At 46.2% G+C, this 16,296-nt stretch carries 16 protein-coding genes and 1 tRNA gene; 10 read left to right on the top strand and 7 right to left on the bottom strand.

The features are described 5' to 3' along the window. Together QW597_06100 and QW597_06095 are read right to left on the bottom strand one after the other, a co-directional pair. Window positions 1-653, bottom strand: a 653-nt coding sequence (locus tag QW597_06100) for an electron transfer flavoprotein subunit beta/FixA family protein (protein MEM0156150.1), incomplete at its 3' end; no start/stop codon positions are given. A 119-nt stretch (window positions 654-772) separates the two neighbouring features. Beyond that, window positions 773-2,758, bottom strand: coding sequence for a heterodisulfide reductase-related iron-sulfur binding cluster (locus tag QW597_06095; protein MEM0156149.1), 1,986 nt, complete (start codon window positions 2,756-2,758; stop codon window positions 773-775). A gap of 171 nt (window positions 2,759-2,929) precedes the next feature. Here QW597_06095 and QW597_06090 point away from each other — a divergent pair, with 171 nt between their 5' ends. The 5 genes from QW597_06090 to QW597_06070 all read left to right on the top strand — a co-directional run bounded on the left by QW597_06090 (window position 2,930) and on the right by QW597_06070 (window position 8,519). Then, window positions 2,930-3,391, top strand: coding sequence for a hypothetical protein (locus QW597_06090; GenBank protein MEM0156148.1), 462 nt, complete (start codon window positions 2,930-2,932; stop codon window positions 3,389-3,391). 142 nt (window positions 3,392-3,533) lie between these two features. Then, the gene (locus QW597_06085; protein ID MEM0156147.1) at window positions 3,534-4,730 is read left to right on the top strand and encodes an acetyl-CoA C-acetyltransferase; all 1,197 of its coding nucleotides are present in this window, start codon (window positions 3,534-3,536) and stop codon (window positions 4,728-4,730) included. Window positions 4,731-4,734: 4 nt separating this feature from the next. Continuing rightward, window positions 4,735-5,859 (top strand): acyl-CoA dehydrogenase family protein, encoded by a 1,125-nt coding sequence (locus tag QW597_06080; protein ID MEM0156146.1) that lies wholly within the window; start codon window positions 4,735-4,737, stop codon window positions 5,857-5,859. Further along, entirely contained in the window at window positions 5,856-6,911 is a 1,056-nt protein-coding gene (locus QW597_06075) for an acyl-CoA dehydrogenase family protein (GenBank protein MEM0156145.1), read from the top strand. The genes QW597_06080 and QW597_06075 overlap by 4 nt, the downstream gene beginning before the upstream one ends. 87 nt (window positions 6,912-6,998) lie before the next feature. Further along, complete coding sequence (locus tag QW597_06070) at window positions 6,999-8,519, top strand: MFS transporter (protein MEM0156144.1); 1,521 nt, start codon at window positions 6,999-7,001, stop codon at window positions 8,517-8,519. On the opposite strand, the gene QW597_06065 is transcribed toward QW597_06070, so the two are convergent. The 4 genes from QW597_06065 to QW597_06050 form a co-directional block, all read right to left on the bottom strand. Beyond that, entirely contained in the window at window positions 8,501-9,511 is a 1,011-nt protein-coding gene (locus tag QW597_06065) for an FAD-dependent oxidoreductase (GenBank protein ID MEM0156143.1), read from the bottom strand. The genes QW597_06070 and QW597_06065 overlap by 19 nt on opposite strands. A gap of 277 nt (window positions 9,512-9,788) precedes the next feature. Next, window positions 9,789-10,421 (bottom strand): MBL fold metallo-hydrolase, encoded by a 633-nt coding sequence (locus QW597_06060; protein ID MEM0156142.1) that lies wholly within the window; start codon window positions 10,419-10,421, stop codon window positions 9,789-9,791. A 15-nt stretch (window positions 10,422-10,436) separates the two neighbouring features. Beyond that, a complete protein-coding gene (locus QW597_06055) occupies window positions 10,437-11,156 on the bottom strand; it encodes an alanyl-tRNA editing protein (protein ID MEM0156141.1) in 720 nt (239 codons plus the stop codon). 96 nt (window positions 11,157-11,252) lie between these two features. Then, complete coding sequence (locus tag QW597_06050; protein ID MEM0156140.1) at window positions 11,253-11,468, bottom strand: transcriptional regulator; 216 nt, start codon at window positions 11,466-11,468, stop codon at window positions 11,253-11,255. Between the two features lie 200 nt (window positions 11,469-11,668). Here QW597_06050 and QW597_06045 point away from each other — a divergent pair, with 200 nt between their 5' ends. Genes QW597_06045 through QW597_06035 form a run of 3 tightly spaced genes read left to right on the top strand, consistent with a single transcriptional unit; the run spans window position 11,669 to window position 14,286 of the window. Continuing rightward, window positions 11,669-12,724 carry a hydroxymethylglutaryl-CoA synthase gene (locus QW597_06045; GenBank protein ID MEM0156139.1) on the top strand — a complete coding sequence of 352 codons (1,056 nt, stop codon included), beginning with the start codon at window positions 11,669-11,671 and terminating at the stop codon, window positions 12,722-12,724. Further along, window positions 12,714-13,883, top strand: coding sequence for a thiolase domain-containing protein (locus tag QW597_06040; GenBank protein ID MEM0156138.1), 1,170 nt, complete (start codon window positions 12,714-12,716; stop codon window positions 13,881-13,883). The genes QW597_06045 and QW597_06040 overlap by 11 nt, the downstream gene beginning before the upstream one ends. Window position 13,884: 1 nt before the next feature. Continuing rightward, the gene (locus tag QW597_06035; protein ID MEM0156137.1) at window positions 13,885-14,286 is read left to right on the top strand and encodes a Zn-ribbon domain-containing OB-fold protein; all 402 of its coding nucleotides are present in this window, start codon (window positions 13,885-13,887) and stop codon (window positions 14,284-14,286) included. 24 nt (window positions 14,287-14,310) lie between these two features. On the opposite strand, the gene purN is transcribed toward QW597_06035, so the two are convergent. Beyond that, window positions 14,311-14,940 (bottom strand): phosphoribosylglycinamide formyltransferase, encoded by a 630-nt coding sequence (gene purN, locus QW597_06030; GenBank protein MEM0156136.1) that lies wholly within the window; start codon window positions 14,938-14,940, stop codon window positions 14,311-14,313. Window positions 14,941-15,022: 82 nt separating this feature from the next. On the opposite strand from purN, the gene QW597_06025 reads away from it, so the two are divergent. Both QW597_06025 and QW597_06020 read left to right on the top strand, forming a co-directional pair. Then, a complete protein-coding gene (locus tag QW597_06025) occupies window positions 15,023-15,979 on the top strand; it encodes a replication factor C small subunit (protein ID MEM0156135.1) in 957 nt (318 codons plus the stop codon). Window positions 15,980-15,992: 13 nt separating this feature from the next. After that, window positions 15,993-16,064: transfer RNA gene (locus QW597_06020), tRNA-Ala, on the top strand. The last annotated feature ends 232 nt before the right edge of the window (window positions 16,065-16,296 follow it).

Raw genomic sequence — 16,296 nt, 5'->3', positions numbered from 1 at the left:
GCCCGATTAGAAAGTATTTTGGTATATTCCACATGGGGGAAAGGCGTGGGTTCAGTTTTAATGGGCTTGCGACCGGCTGCAAGAATCTGCATCACAGCGGGAAGCCTAGGCTGGTTGATCTCCTGAGTAACCGATATGATAGCCGGCATCTTAGCAGAGGTAAGCGTCGTGCGATCCTCAAGTATTCTCCTGATCCTTGCAACTCCTGAGCTTATTTCTATGGAAGATGCGTTTCCAAGAAGTGGTTCGGCAAGCAGTTTGGAGATCATGCCCGACAGGAGTCCTGTTATGGAATCAGCAGACTGGTTTCCCAGTATCACAAGATCATGCTTTATCTTGCTAATTTTGTCTGCGAGCACCTTCGCCGTATAGGGAGGGTTGTTTCCTGCATAGCCGGTTATAACGTATCCTTCGTCAACGCCCATGGCATAAGCCTTCTTCATGATACTGGACGACTGGGTATCGCCGAAAATGATTGCGGTTACCTTCCCGCCATTCTTCTCCTTCACCTGAACGGCTGCTTCAATAGCATTCTCACTCAGTGTCTCCATCTTCAGTGGCACATTTTTTATCATAGGTTCGCCGGTGGACGGGTCGGCCTTGATTTGCTCAAGGTCGGGCATCTGTTTTACAAGAACTATTATATCTACCATCAGAACACCAATTCATAGCAGGGATCATGCAAAACGTCTTATACTTTATTCCGAACAATGGAGGTTGACGCAGACGCAATGAGGCAGCCTAAATGATTTTATACAAACTCTTCCCGATTTCACTCAAGATTCTCTGAAATTAACTCGGCTATGTCCTTGACCTTAATCTTGTCCTGAGCATCCAGTATCCTGGATGCATCTTCCATCATTGCCATACAGAATGGGCATGCCACAGCGAGTTTATCAGCATTGGTGCCGAGTGCTTCCTTCAATCTGATGTGGCTTATGGATTCCTGGCTCTGCACCTTGTTCCAATAGTTTCCACCACCGGCTCCGCAGCAAAAGCTCTTGGATCCGGATCTTTCCATCTCAGTCAGGTCGCCTGACTGTTTCACCAGAAATCGGGTATTATCATATTCTCCATTTATCCTGCCGAGATAGCAAGGGTCATGCAGGGTAATGTTTTCCGCATTTTTCTTTACCTTGAGTTTTCCCTCTTTTACAAGATTGCTTAAGAATTCAGAATGATGCTGTACTTCCACCTTCAGCCCGAACTTTGGATACTCATTCTTGAATGTATTGTAGCAATGTGGGCATGCCGTAATTATTTTCTTTACGTTGTGTGCAGTGAAAGTATCAATGTTCTGCAGAACGAGTTCCTGAAATCTCCCCTCTTCACCCATCCTTCTGGCTGTTTCGCCCGTGCATTTTTCCTCTGATCCTAATATGCCGTAATTGACTCCTGCCTTCGTGAGCAGGTTAAGAACCGTGATTGTGACCTGTTTATCTCTCGGATCGAACGCCCCCATGCATCCAACCCAGTAAAGGACATCCTTGTCCCCTTCGAACTTGGGGGCATACTTCAAAAGGTCATCTCTGTCACTCGGTGGGTTTCCAAAAGGATTCTGAGCGTTGGTAAGATTGTTGAAGTAATTCCCAGCTTCCTTTCCCACCTTATTCTCCATAACTAGAGTTTTTCTTGATTCCATGACGAAAGACTGCGGGTCAATGAGTACAGGGCACTCTTCCACACACGCCTGGCACGTGGTGCACGACCAGGAAGCATTCTCTGTTAGAATCAATGGGTTCATTTCTGCCTTCCCACTGTACACGTCCTTCTTGATGTTCTGGACTATTACTCTCGGGCTGAGATCTGAACCCGCGGCAACAGCCGGACATGCCCTCTCGCACCTGCCGCAGTTTGTACACGACAGAGCCTCGATTTTCATGAAATTAGAAAGATCGCCAACTGTCTTTGAACCGATCTTGAAATCGAACTGCCCAGTTTCAAGCGCCTCGGACAGCAGAAATGGTGTAGGCATTTCCCCGCGCGGGTGTCTGGGCTTGACAGCTATGCCTATGGCAGCCAGTGCCATGTGCGAGAGTTTGGAAAATGGAAGGTAGGCAGCGACAGCAAATGCGGTCATTACATGCACGAACCAAAGATCCCTGTAAAAGACAACGCCAAGGTTACCTGATAAGCCGACGGATGTGAACCATGAACTGATTGACCACTCCAAAAAGCGGTAAACATCATAAGATTGCGGAACAAGGGCTATTTTCAGCCCGCCGAGCACAAAACCTTCGATGGCGATAATCAGCAAACCAGCGATCAGTATGTAATCGTCAAAGACAGATTCAAGGACAACCTTCTTTGCCAGTCTCCTGTAAAGTGCCATTACAAGGCCTACTATCAGCATTATTCCGCCGATATTTGAAAACGCCTCGAATATCAGGTAGAAGGTTCCATTGAGAATGCCGAAGCCGAAAAGCTGTTTCAGGATATCATGAGAAAGCGCTATCAGCGATGTGCAGATGAATAGAATCAGTATTCCGTATGATATCAGGAAGTGCATAATTCCCGCATATCTGTTCTTAAGGTTCTTCCTGTGAAAGATTCCATAACCAAGGTACTGGCCGACCATCCTTTTCCAGTTATTTCTAAAAAATGAAAGCATTGTCCTGAGCTTAATGTCAAGCCTGCTGTAGGACCTGTACCACCACAGAATAACAAATATCGCAACAGCAAATGACACTATGTAATCGATTATCAACTCACTTTCTGGTATGAATGCAAGCGTTGGACTCACGATCGAACTGGTCATGCCGCGTCCAGCAATCATCTTACTTTATTATTTAATGCTTATTGAGAACATGTGATGGATTTTAGAGTGGATAACATTAAAATCATGAACTCAGGATTCACTTTAAATTCATCTCTCCTTTAGGTAGAAGTTTCATATACATCGTACTACTTGCTAAAAGCGGTATCAGAAATGGAGCCGGTAAAGCTAGCGGTCGGTGACGACTTTAGGAAGAAGAGAAAGCAGATGATCTTCGTGGCTGCCGTAGCGGTTATAATATCGACCTCTGTTTTCTTCTCAACTCAGATGGACACGGGCAGGACCGTCAATGTATTTCTGGTTGATCTGCATATCGACTATGCTGGCGGTACGAGCGGATATCTGGGCCCTGACGTGCAGTACGTGACAGCAAACTTTGAAACTCTGCAGGCAGGTAATGTACACACATTCACAGTTACTCTGTCAAACCACGGAACTACAACGCACACTGTTAGTGGGTTATCCAGCGCCACTCAAGGATTCTCCGTTGTGTCTATCAACCCGGACATACCTATAACATTACAACCCGGATCAAGCCAGAAGATGACTATACAGGTACAACTCCCCGATTACAATTACAGTGGTAATCTTAATTTAACTTTAGTTACGTCATGATTTGTGTGGGAGATTCCAACGGCCACCATAAACTGTGGCAATGATTTTGTATAAGATACTGATTAAGTGCAGAAATTACCACATAGTCAATAAAAACGGTGTAGCCAACGCTAAAATATAATGATCAATTAGCCTTTATAAGGTGATAACAATTTCTGAGGAAGCCTACTTGGTGCATTACAAAAGAACTGCCTTCTCGAGATCGAGGCCAAATGACCCGGAGAGGGATGTTTTTAATTCAATCAGGATGGATGAAGCGCTAGGTCAGCTAATAAAGGATGCAGTAGCTTCAACCGGAGTCAAGCCCGAAGAGATAAACGATGTAATTACGGGATGTGCACTGCAAGCTGATGAAAACTGGTTATATGGCGGAAGGCACCCTGTATTGCTCGCCGGAATGCCAGTGAGCGTTCCAGCTATGTCAATAGACCGGGCCTGCTCTTCGTCTTTGAATGCACTGACCATTGGGGCCATGGAAATTATGACAGGTGTATCTGATATCATTCTTGCCGGTGGAATGGAACACATGACCCACGTTCCGCTTTCGAATAATCCACACGTGAAACCAAGCATCAAGCTCCTCGTCAGGCCAGAATACATGAAATACGACATGAACACCGGTTATTCCATGGGACTCACCGCGGAAAAACTGGCTAGATTGAAAGGCATAGGGAGGCCAGAAATGGATGAGTTTGCTCTCAGGAGCCACAGACTCGCTGCAAAGGCCCGGGACGATGGTTTCCTCAAAGGAGAAATCCTGCCCATAGAGGTCGAGAGCAATGGACAGAATGTCATAGTTGATGCGGACCAGAGCATAAGGGGTGATACCACACTGGAACAGATGCAGAAATTGCCGCCAGCCTTCAAATCTGATGGTGTAGTGACTGCTGGCAATTCATCTCCACTGAATGCTGGAGCTTCAATCACCATGGTCATGTCAGGAAGAAAACTCAAGGAATACGGCCTTAAGCCAATGGCAAAGGTAAAAGCATTTGGTTGGGCAGCAGTTGACCCTTCCATTATGGGACTGGGACCTGTGCCGGCCTCGGAGAGGGCTCTAAAAAATGCGGGAATGAGTGCGGACGATATAGATCTGTGGGAAATAAACGAAGCCTTTGCAGTGGTAGTACTCAATGCCATTAAAGATCTGGGAATAGAACCCGAAAGAGTGAATGTAAATGGCGGAGCAATAGCAATAGGCCACCCGCTTGGTGCATCTGGGGCAAGGCTTGCAGGAACACTGGCCAGGACCCTTAATGCAAGACAGAAAGATTATGGGCTTGCAACGTTATGCGTTGGGGGCGGTCAGGGCTATTCCGTAATTTTCGAGAGAGTGTGATAGAATGGATTTCGATTTTCCAGAAGAACTGGAAGAGATCAGGAAGAGGATCAGGGAATTCGGGTTGAGAGAATTCAGGCCAGACCTTGCAGAGAAATACGACCGGGAGGAGAAATATCCCAATGAGATCAGAAAGAAGGCTTTTGAGGCTGGAATCATTGATTACCAGAACCCATGGGGAATGCTTCTTGCCATAGAAGAGCTATGCAGAATTGATGCCGGTCTCGGGATCTCCGCTACAGTCTCCCTTTTCGGCGAAGAGGTTATAATGCTCTTTGGAACCGAACAGCAAAAGGAGAAATACCTCACCAAGGTCAACAATGGTGAACTCATAATGGGCCTTGCAGTCACAGAACCAAGTGGCGGAAGCGATGTGGCTGGAATAAAGACCAATGCTACCAGAAGCGGGGATAGATTCATCATCAACGGCGCGAAGATGTTCATTACCAACGGTCAGATTGCTGACTTTGTCGTAATGCTCGTGAGAACATCCCCCCCAAATGGAAAAAGGCACCACGGCCTGAGTACTATTATCGTTGACACTAAATCGAAGGGTTTCACGGCAAACAAACTGGAAGGCAAACTGGGGGTTAGGGCCACAAACACTGCTGAACTCGTCCTGAACAATGTCGAAGTCCCCGTTGAAAACCTCGTTGGCCCAGAGGGCAAGGGGTTTTACCACATCATGACGTTCTTTAACATCAGCAGGGTATACGTTGCCGCTCAGGGACTTGGAATAGCCCAGGGAGCTTTTGATCGCATGCTTCAATATATAAAAAAGGCCAGGGCTCTGGGTACACAAGATTCCACTTCGGAGAGTTCACAGTTCATCCTTGCAGATGTGGCTACCAAGATAGAGGCTGCAAGACTCCTTACCTACAAGGCAGCTTCTTACCTGTTCCAGTTCAAGCCTAATCCCATACTTACGAGTATGGCCAAGTGGCAGGCGGCGGAGGCAGCGGTTTTTGCTGCTGAAAAGGCAATGGAACTCACTGGAATCACTGGAATATCGAGTGACCTTGAAAGATTCTACAGAGACGCAAAAATATTGGAGATCTGGGAAGGAACTAGTGAAGTTGAGAAACTGATTATAGCAAGGATGCTCACAAAAGATGAGGGATCACAATGATCAGCGAAGAATATAAGATACTGTCAGACACCGTCAGGGAATTCTCCGAGAAGACGCTTGAAGGATCATCCCTTAAGATAGAGAGAGGGGGCCTCGTAGATGATACTATTCATAAGATGGCTGCCCAGGGATTTCTTGGGGCAAGGATCCCTGTAGAAATGGGAGGATCAGGGATTGATGAAAAGGCATACCAGATTATTCTGTACAACCTAGCAAGAACTTCTCCATCTGCAGCAATGAAGGTTTTCATAAACAATTCCTTGTTTTACCCCCTCCTTTCAGGTAGTGATGACCCAGAGCTCCTTGGCTCCATAGCGGGCGGAAAAGCTAACGTTACTGTTGCTTTGGAAGAAGTCCAGGAAGGTCATTTTGGTTCCAGCAAAATGTTAGTCTCCGGAAACACGCTATCTGGGACAAAGGACATTGTTCTGAATAGCGATGCGAAGATAATGCTGGCCCTTGGTGGAGACACTGGAAAGGAACTATACATGATAAAGAGTGGGGTTTCCAAGGGAAAATTGATTCCTTCACTGGGTTTCAGGGGACTGCCATTCTCTCAGGTAATTATAGATTCTACTGATTTCAGGCTGCTTGATTCCGAAGGGTTCGATGCAATGACTCGGCTGATGGACTCTCTAGATCAAGACGTATCAGCAATAGCAATTGGAATTGCAGAGGGTGCTTTAACAAAGGCTATCGAGTACGCAAAGGTCAGGAGCACATTCGAGCATCTTCTCAAGGACTACGAACCTGTGGCATTCTCCCTTTCCCACCTTAACTCGGAGCTTGAATCCCTAAAGAACTTCCTCTTTGAGATGGACACGCTGAGCGTGCGTGAAAAGCTTGAATTGAAATACCTTTCGGTGGAACTAGCCAAGAAGTGCAGTAAACAGGCTCTTCAATCCCATGGGGGATACGGATACCTGCAAGATTTTGGTGTCGAGAAATTTTATAGGGATTCCATGGCCCTTGCTGCCATGTTCTATCGCAGGGAGAGAGATAACAGGAGATTGTCAGAAGAGGTGTTTCAGGGGAAGGCTGGATTCGTCTAATCTTTCTATTTATAACTTTTCTATATATTGTATATAGTTTATTGAGATCATAGTTATGCTCTATCTTAAGATTCTCACTACGTTAGCATGGCAGAACGGGATTCACAAAACAAAATTTTGGAGAATCTGGATAACGCCAGAACTTCAAGGTTTCATATTAAGACCATTTTTGTGGCCGGAATGGGTTTCTTCTCGGATGCTTATGACCTTTTCGTTCTGTCCACGGCTTTCCCCGCCATACTTAGCGTTTTTAATATAACCTCTCAAAGTAATTTTTTTGGAACGCAGACCGTGAATATCCTGGGTGCGACCCTTTCCTCTGTGAGCGTGGAAGAGGGGATGATTGGTTCTGCCGCTCTTTTTGGTGCGTTTGTCGGTGCAATTGTTTTCGGTCGCATTGCTGATCTCAAGGGGAGAAAGTACGCATATGGTGTGGAAATGACCATTCTTGTTGTATTTGCGATTGTTTCTGCCCTTTCTGTCAATGTCACGATGCTCATTATTTCAAGATTCATACTCGGCATAGGAATAGGCGGAGACTATCCAGTAAGTTCCACAATCATGAGCGAATATGCCAATGTCAAGAACCGTGGCAAGCTTATTTCTTCAGTATTTGCAATGCAGGGATTCGGTTTGATGGCTGGGTCACTAATAGGCATTATGTCAATCCATTTCCTTTCACTTGATTACGCGTGGAGATTAATGCTTGGTTTTGGATCGGTTCCAGCTGCCGCTGTCATTTATCTGCGCAGAAGAATCAAGGAAACCCCGAGATTCAAACTTCAGATTGAGGGAGATGCAGAAGGAGCCGCGCTTTCCGTCAAGCAAGCGACAGGAGTGTCCATTGATGCGGCGGGACAGATGCAGGTAAAGAGAGTTGGATTTCTGGAAGCTGCCAAAAGGTATCGGATGCTCATAATCGGAACTGCCGGCTCGTGGTTACTTTTCGATATGGCATTTTACGGCACATCGATTAACAACACGCTCATACTCCAGAGTATTGGATATGGGGTGGTCGCAGGCAATGTGCATCAGACAATTTTCAATCTGGCCGTCGGAAACACGCTGCTTGCGGCTCTGTTTGAAATTCCCGGATACTGGATAGCTGTGGGTCTCATGGACAGAGTTGGCAGGAAGAAGCTTCAGTGGATTGGTTTCACTGTGATGGCGATGGCATATCTAGTTCTGGCGCTGTCTTATACGACCATCGAGAACAGCCTTTTCCTGTTCTTTGCAGTATATGGAATTTCGTTTCTCTTCGGAAACCTAGGTCCGAATACAACGACTTTCGTACTCCCCACTGAATTGTTTCCGACGCAGTTCAGGACCACCGGGCACGGTATAGCGGCTTCAATGGGAAAGTTTGGTGCCGGTGTTTTCACGTTTCTTGAGCCCGTCCTGCAGTTTATGTTTAAGCTCCAGGGCGTCATAGCTATCCTATTTGCTATCTCAATGCTTGGTGCTATACTTACACTCCTGACCATAACCGAGACAAAGAACAGGTCACTCGAAGCTATTTCATCACAGTTCTCAGAAGAGATAGAAATCAGGGTACCAAGGCGGTCTGTGAAAGAAGAACTTGCAAGGGACTACCCGAGGAAAAACTGAGTTTTTTCCTCTGCATGCACCTCAGCTGTCTTCACTTTTTTCCAGTCGCTCTTGACATGAGGCTTACCCTTGAGTGCCTGCAGGTAGTTGTACGCAGATAGAGCGGCTATGGCGCCCTGGCCTGCAGATATAACAGCCTGTTTGTACGGGATGTCAGTAACATCACCGGCTGCAAATATCCCTGGCATTGATGTCGATCCGTCCTTGTTTGTTATTATCTCCCCCAAACCGTTCATGCTCAGCATCTCTTTGAGGAATTCCGTTTTTGTCACGTAACCCATCTCAATGAAAAGCCCGTTTATTTTGAGTTCTTCAGGCTCAGCGTCCCTGTTGTCCAAATCGGTGATCAGAATCTTTTCAAGTTTTCCCTTACCTTTTATCTCTGTCACGCTTCTGTGATAAAGAAACTCCACGTTTTGTCTTTTCCTGAGGGAGTTGATCAGTTCCTCGTCTCCAATAGGAGTCTTCGCCCTCAGTATGATGGTGACTTTTTTTGCGAGTTCGGAGAGCATCTGTGCGGCTTCCAGTGCAGGATCACCCGCTCCGACAACTGCTACGTCCTTACCCTTGAAAAGAGGTGCATCGCAGATTGCGCAGTAAGACACGCCTTTGGACTTGAAATTCTCTTCGCCGGGTACTCCGAGATCCCTAGGGGTCTTCCCGAAAGCCATTATCAGTGCACAGGTTATGAAATTGTTACTGTTGGTAACTATCTCGAAACAGCTTTCTTCGGCGTAGTTAACCTTCTTGACCTCGTCATAGAGAAACTTAGTGCCATATAATTCGCACTGTTTCTTTATTCTGTTCATCAGCTCAAGCCCACCAATGTTCTCAAATCCTGGGTAATTTCCTATGTCACTTGTAAGAAGCGCCTGTCCTCCTATATCCTTGGTGATTACCAGTGTTTTCATGCCCAGTCTTGATGAATACAGTGCAGCGGAAAGTCCTGCAGAAGCCCCGCCCACTATGATAATGTCATATTGATCGTCCATCTTAATCCTTTGCAGATTTTAAAAGTCTATTAAAGGAATACGTTGCCTGGAAGTGATTAATTTATTAATAATTGAGCCCAATATTGCAGTGGATTGTGATTTAAAGTGAGGCTCAATTCAGGAAATAAGTAAACTCACGTAGAAAATAAGAGCTCCGCGATTACGTTTATAGACAATCCTGAAGTTATGCGGCAACCTATGACCATCGGGCAGATCCTGGAATGTTTTCGGAAAACTTTTTGTGCCCTTTGCTCCCATTTTAACAGTGCTTGATGTCTCACCGGATCAGAAAATTATCAGAAAGGAACGGGTTATTCTCTTTCTCGGCGTTGAGGCTGGTCTTTTCCCCATGCCCAGGCAGGATCAAATAGTTTTTCCCAAGATTTTTCAGTTTTCTGAGAGAATTTCGCATGCTCTCAATAGAACCGCCATAATCGACCCTCCCTATGCTGCCTCTGAATATTGTGTCGCCTGTCAACAACGTTTCATCACCAACTTGGAGAATCGTGCTTCCTGGAGTATGACCGGAATATTGTTTTGCCGTAATACTCAGGCTTCCAATTTTAAATACGTGGCCGTCCTGGAAGGTTTCATGCGGAATTTCCACCCCGTATTCCTGGCCGGTGAATTCTTTTGCCATCTCTGCGGCTTTAGCAAGCAAGACAAGGTCGTTCTCGTTGATCATTAACCTGAGCCTATATTTTGAGAAAAACTCTGTGGCCGCAAGCACATGATCGAAATGCCCATGGGTTGCTATAAGGAATGTTGGGGAGAGCTGTTTCGAGCGGATATAATCATCTATCCGGACAAAATCATCTCCAGGATCAATTATCGCGCATTCTCTGTCATCATTCAGCACATAGCAGTTGGTGTAGAGTTTTCCTACGACGATTCTCTCAATTTCCAGCATTAGATCCTTTCCTGTCTAAGAAAGCACAAACTCCACCCTCTTGTTATGGGCACCTTTGCTTTGTATCCCTTTGAATATGATGTTGCCCACCTCTCTGGTGTTTGCAACGTGTGTGCCTCCGTCAGCCTGCATGTCAAAACCGGATATGTCTATGATTCTAACTGTATCCAGGGACTTGATAAGTTCTCTACCGGGAGCGGTCCTCGCAAGACCCTGGATCTTTTCTGCCTCTTCTCTCGTTATTTCCCTGGCATACACGTTATGCCCCGCACGTACCACTTCGTTAGCTTTCTCGATGATTTCCTCTGCCAGTTCCCTGGTTATTCCGGGGAGATCAAAGTCGACCCTTGCCCTGTCCTCATATATCTGACTTCCAGTGATAAGCCCCCGGTCAGAGTAGTCTCTGTTTACGACCCCGTCCATTATGTGAATGGCAGTGTGATAGCGCATGTGTGCATATCTTCGCGTCCAGTCTATGGTACCATGGACCATGTCACCAACTTCCGGCTGTGACGTACCCAGTATCCTGTGAGCGACATCAGGTCCCTTCTTGGTTACGTCCGTGATTTCGTATGTTATTCCATGTGCAGATAGGACGCCGGTATCGTTCGGCTGCCCTCCACCAGTTGGGTAAAATGCAGTACTGTCAAGAATGATGCCATCTCCATCAATGGACTTAACCGCCGCGTCAAAATCTTTCAGGTACATATTATTGAGATAAAGTTTGGCTGTCAATGGACAGTTATCTTCCGACACTAAAAAACGTTTTGCCGTTCTGCACGGCAGAACCAAAATGAATGAATTATAGCACTATGATACAGATAAAGGACTCTATTTCACCACAAAGTATCCTGCACTCTTCTGCCTTGCTATTCTTTTGACGAAGCCTTTGTTGGAAAGCTCCTGCAGCGCAGATGTGACTATAGCTTTTCCCACTGAGGCTGCTTTCATTATGTCGTCCGCAGTTTTCAGCTTGTCCTCAGATATTGCACCAACCTTCTTCATAGCGTCGTATACCTTCTTCGCATTAGGTGAAATTTGATCCATTTGCCCACCGGCGAATAAAGGAGATATATAGAGTATATGAATTTTCCTGAACTCCTGCATTCCTCAACTGCTAGCCTAACCACCCATATCCTGATGAAGATAGATACTCCTGCATCCCCAAGAAACGCTATTCGACGATCGCAGAAAAGCCATTCGTTAGTTTTTATATACTCCCGATCGTTAGCCTTCAGAGTGATTAAATGTCAGGAATAGTTGGATATGGGTCCTATATACCGAAGTACAGAATCAAGCCTGACGAGATTGCCCGGGTATGGGGAGAGGATGCCGAGAACATAAAGAATGGAATATTTGTTCTCAGCAAATCTGTACCTGCTCCGGATGAAGACGTCATAACAATTTCGGTTGAAGCGGCCAGAAATGCCCTGAAAAGGACGAGGATAGACCCAAAGAATATCGGCGCCATTTATATAGGTTCTGAGTCCCATCCATATGCTGTCAAACCAACGGCTACGGTTGTTTCGGCCGCTCTCGGCTGCGATTTCACACTTTTTGCCGCGGATTATGAATTTGCCTGCAAAGCCGGTACGGCCGGAATGCAGAACGTAAAGGCAATGGTGGACTCGGGATTTATTGAATACGGTCTTGCTATCGGATCTGACACCTCTCAGGGAGCACCGGGCGATGCACTTGAGTATACAGCTTCCGCTGGCGGAACAGCATTCATAATAGGAAAAAAGAATGTGGTCGCTGAAATCAATCATACTCTTTCCGTTACTTCAGACACTCCGGATTTCTGGAGAAGGGAAGGGCAACCCTACCCAAGCCACGGAGAAAGGTTCACTGGGGAACCGGCCTACTTCAGGCATACACTCACCGCATCAAAGCTGATGATGGAAAGGGCAGGAACGAAACCTGAAGACTACAATTATGCAATCTTCCACCAGCCTAATGGAAAATTCCCAACGAGGGCCGCAAAGACCCTGGGATTCACCGAGGCACAGTACAAAGACGGCCTCCTTACACCGTATATTGGGAACACATATTCTGGCGCAATGATGACTGGTCTTTCTGCGGTACTCGATAAGGCAAAACCTGGAGACAGGATTCTGGCGGTATCTTTCGGGTCCGGGGCGGGATCGGATGCCTTTGATATCACTGTAACCGAGGAGATCGAGAAGATGGAACGGCATGCCGCGCCGACAATCAGTGATATGCTCTCCGACGTCGAGTGGATCGATTATGCCGTTTATGCGAAGTTCAAGAAAAAGATAGTTCTGGGTGAGGATGTTGAGTAACAACGTATACTTAATAGGAGCAGGTGAAACAAAGTACGGTGAGCTCTGGGAAAAATCTCTGCGGGACCTTGCAGTGGAGGCTGGCCTCAAGGCAATAGAGAATGCAGGTATTTACTCCAAAGATGTCCAGATTCTCTACGGGAGCAACAGCTTGGCCGGAATTATTAACGGTCAGGAAAACATTGGTTCCCTTATAGCGGATTTCTCAGGCATAGCTACGAACAATATACCGGCAGTAAGGATTGAGGCGTCCAGTGCATCTGGAGGCGCTGCAGTCAGGGAAGCTTATTTAGCAATTAGATCTGGAGAATACGACGTCGTGGCCGTGGGAGGAGTTGAGAAGATGACTGATATATTTGGCAACGAAGTCCTCGACATGTTGTCTTCGCTTCTGGACAGGGAGTGGGAGGCATTCTTCGGGGCAACGCCTGCAGCGCTTGCCGCTATATCGGCTCGCAAGTACATGAAGGATTTCAATGTGAAGAAGGAGTCCCTTGCAATGATGTCAGTAAATGATCATGCAAACGCTTCACTGAACCCCCATTCCCACTACAAGAATAAAATAACCCTGGATCAGGCTATGAACGCAACCTCTGTAGCCGAACCGCTTAATCTCATGGACTGCAGCCCAATTACAGATGGAGCTTCTGCTGTGGTCCTTGTTTCGGAAGAATATATGAAAAAGAACAAGCTTGACGGAGTGAGAATTATTTCCTCGGCAATTTCGCAGGACTATCTTGCACTGCACAGCAGAAATTCGCTTTACACACTCGACTCAACAAGGGCTGCCGCGAGAGATGCTTTTATGAAAGGCGGCCTGAAACCTTCAGACATATCTTTCGCGGAAATACATGACTCATACAGCATATATGGCCTGATGGAGCTAGAAGATCTGGGATTTGCGGCTAAGGGTAAGGCAAATACGCTGGTTGAAGAGGATATAAAGCTAGGCGGAAGGCTGCCGGTAAATCCTTCCGGCGGATTGAAGGCAAAAGGGAACCCACTCGGGGCTACTGGCGTTGGACAGTTCGTGGAGGCATTCCTGCAACTTAAGAATAAGGCTGATAAAAGACAGGTCAAGGACGCGAGATATGGACTTTTACATAATATGGCCGGCACTGGATCAACTTCGATTGTGCACATTGTAGGAGGCGAGTGAAATGGGTGAACTATCCAGATTCTGGAGAGAGTCTGATCACAGATACAGGATCATGGCAAACAAGTGCGGAAACTGCGGAAAGGTATACTTCCCGATTCGTGATGTGTGCCCACAGTGTCATAGAGAAAGTATAGGGAAAATGAAGCCACTGGAACTTACCGGAAAGGGAGAGATAGTGTCATTCACCATTGTGCATGAAGCCCCTCCTTCCTTTGTCAGGCAGCGACCGTATACCTTAGCCCTTATAAAACTGGATGAGGGCCCCACACTTACCGGACAGATTGTTGACACCGACGGGAGTAATGTGGAAATAGGCAAGAGGGTGAGAGCAGTTTTCAGGCGTATAGGCGAGGACGGTAAAAGCGGCATAATCCAGTATGGATATAAATTTGCTTTGGAGTGACCATGGACACCCCTTTTTCATTTTTTACGGTTGGATTTGGGAATACCTCACACGTTTGCCGTCGATTCTGTATTTCCCGCTGAGTACGATTTTCATTGCGGAAATAATTGCGATGTGCTCCTCCCTGTGTATTCTTTCAGCAAGCGATTCCGGCGTGTCATCATCCAGGACATCCACCATTCTCTGCACTATAATGGGGCCGCCGTCTACCTCCTCTGTGACAAAATGAACTGTACATCCAGAAAACCTGGCCCCACTCTTGATCACGGCTTCGTGAACTTTCATGCCGTAGAAGCCCTTTCCCCCAAATAATGGTAGTAGCGCAGGGTGCAGATTTATGGCCCTATATCCATCAATGACCCAGTATGGAAGTATCCGGTTGAATCCAGCAAGCACAATTAAATCCGGGTTAGCTGATTCTATTTCCTGCCTGATCTTCCTGAAAAACAATTCAGGGTTGCTCCTGTCATGGTGGAAGGTTTTACTGGGTATTCCCTCCGCAGTAGCCCTCTGCAGAACGTATGCGTCTCTTCTGTCAGAGATAAGAAGTACAATTTTTGCATCAACTTCTCCAGATTTAATTGCATCCGATATTGCCTGAAAATTGGATCCGTTTCCCGAAGCCAATACGACGATGGTCTGCATCAATGCCATATCAGTACAGCAAATAAAATAGATGTGCCATAGACAATATTTTAAGTGCCGCTTGCCATGAACCATAGAAAAGAGGGACTGGATGATAGACATTTGGACTGAGAAATATAGGCCGACGCAGCTTTCAGAGATCGTGGGGCAGGAGGAGATTGTCAGGAAGCTGAAATCCTTTGTAGAACGCAGGGAACTGCCGCATCTTATATTTGCTGGTCCAGCTGGAATAGGCAAGACGTCCGCGGCACTCGCTCTGGCAATGGAGCTGTTTGGTCAGGAATGGAAACAGTACATTCTTGAACTTAATGCGTCAAATGAGCGAGGTATTGATGTAATAAGGGAAAACGTAAAAGATTTCGCAAGAATCAAGGCTTCCAATGATCTGGGTTTTAAGATAATATTTCTGGATGAGGCGGATCAGCTGACACCGGAAGCTCAGGCTGCCCTCAGGAGGACAATGGAAGTATATTCATCGACAACCAGGTTCATTTTTTCATGCAACTATTCATCTCAAATCATTCCACCGATACAGTCAAGGACCGTTGTGATGCGTTTTCGCCCTATAAAGCCAGCAGATATGATGAATAGACTGAAGACCATCGCAAAGGAAGAGAAGATGAATATAAACGATGAATCACTGCTATCCATAGCGGAAGCCTCAGAGGGGGACATGAGGAGGGCACTAAACGTGCTGCAATCTGTCAAGGCATCAGGGGATTCGGGGGCCATGAATATATACGAGATCCAGGGAATGGCCAACAGGGAATCCTTCAGGAAGCTTGCTGCAACTGCTATCTCTGGTTCCTTCAACGAGGCAAGAGAGATTGTGGACAAGATGCTCATTGAGGACGGCCTCTCCGGGATAGATATAATCAGGGGGATACACTCTGCCATAAGAAAAGAAAATATTCCGGCTAAGCAGAAGATCCAGGTGATCATTGCACTCGGTGACGCTGAGTTCCGCTTGGTAGAAGGTTCAAGCGACAATATTCAACTTGATGCAATGATAGCTAGGATTTGTTATATTGGACAGGAAATCAACTGATTTCTCTGGTAACGGGCCGGTAGATCAGCGGTAGATCGCCTGCTTCGCAAGCAGGAGGCCTCGGGTTCAAATCCCGACCGGTCCATTTAGTAATTATTGGAATAATTTAAGTCTAGATTCTTTGAATATCTTAAAATGATTATCTAGAGTGTAAAATTATAACAGTTATCGATTGCTTATATTTTGACCACTTTTTATATACCATGATACAGGGGCTTATCATTCCTTATAATTTGATATAGTCTTATCAATATATTATGTATAGAGTATACATCATGTCCTTTATTGTGAAGATGAAGAAACATTCAGGAACACAC

The organism is Thermoplasmataceae archaeon (genome assembly GCA_038729425.1).
Taxonomy (GTDB): Archaea; Thermoplasmatota; Thermoplasmata; order Thermoplasmatales; family Thermoplasmataceae; genus B-DKE.
Note: the sequence above shows the minus strand (reverse complement) of the source record. Positions and strands in the feature narration are given on the sequence as shown.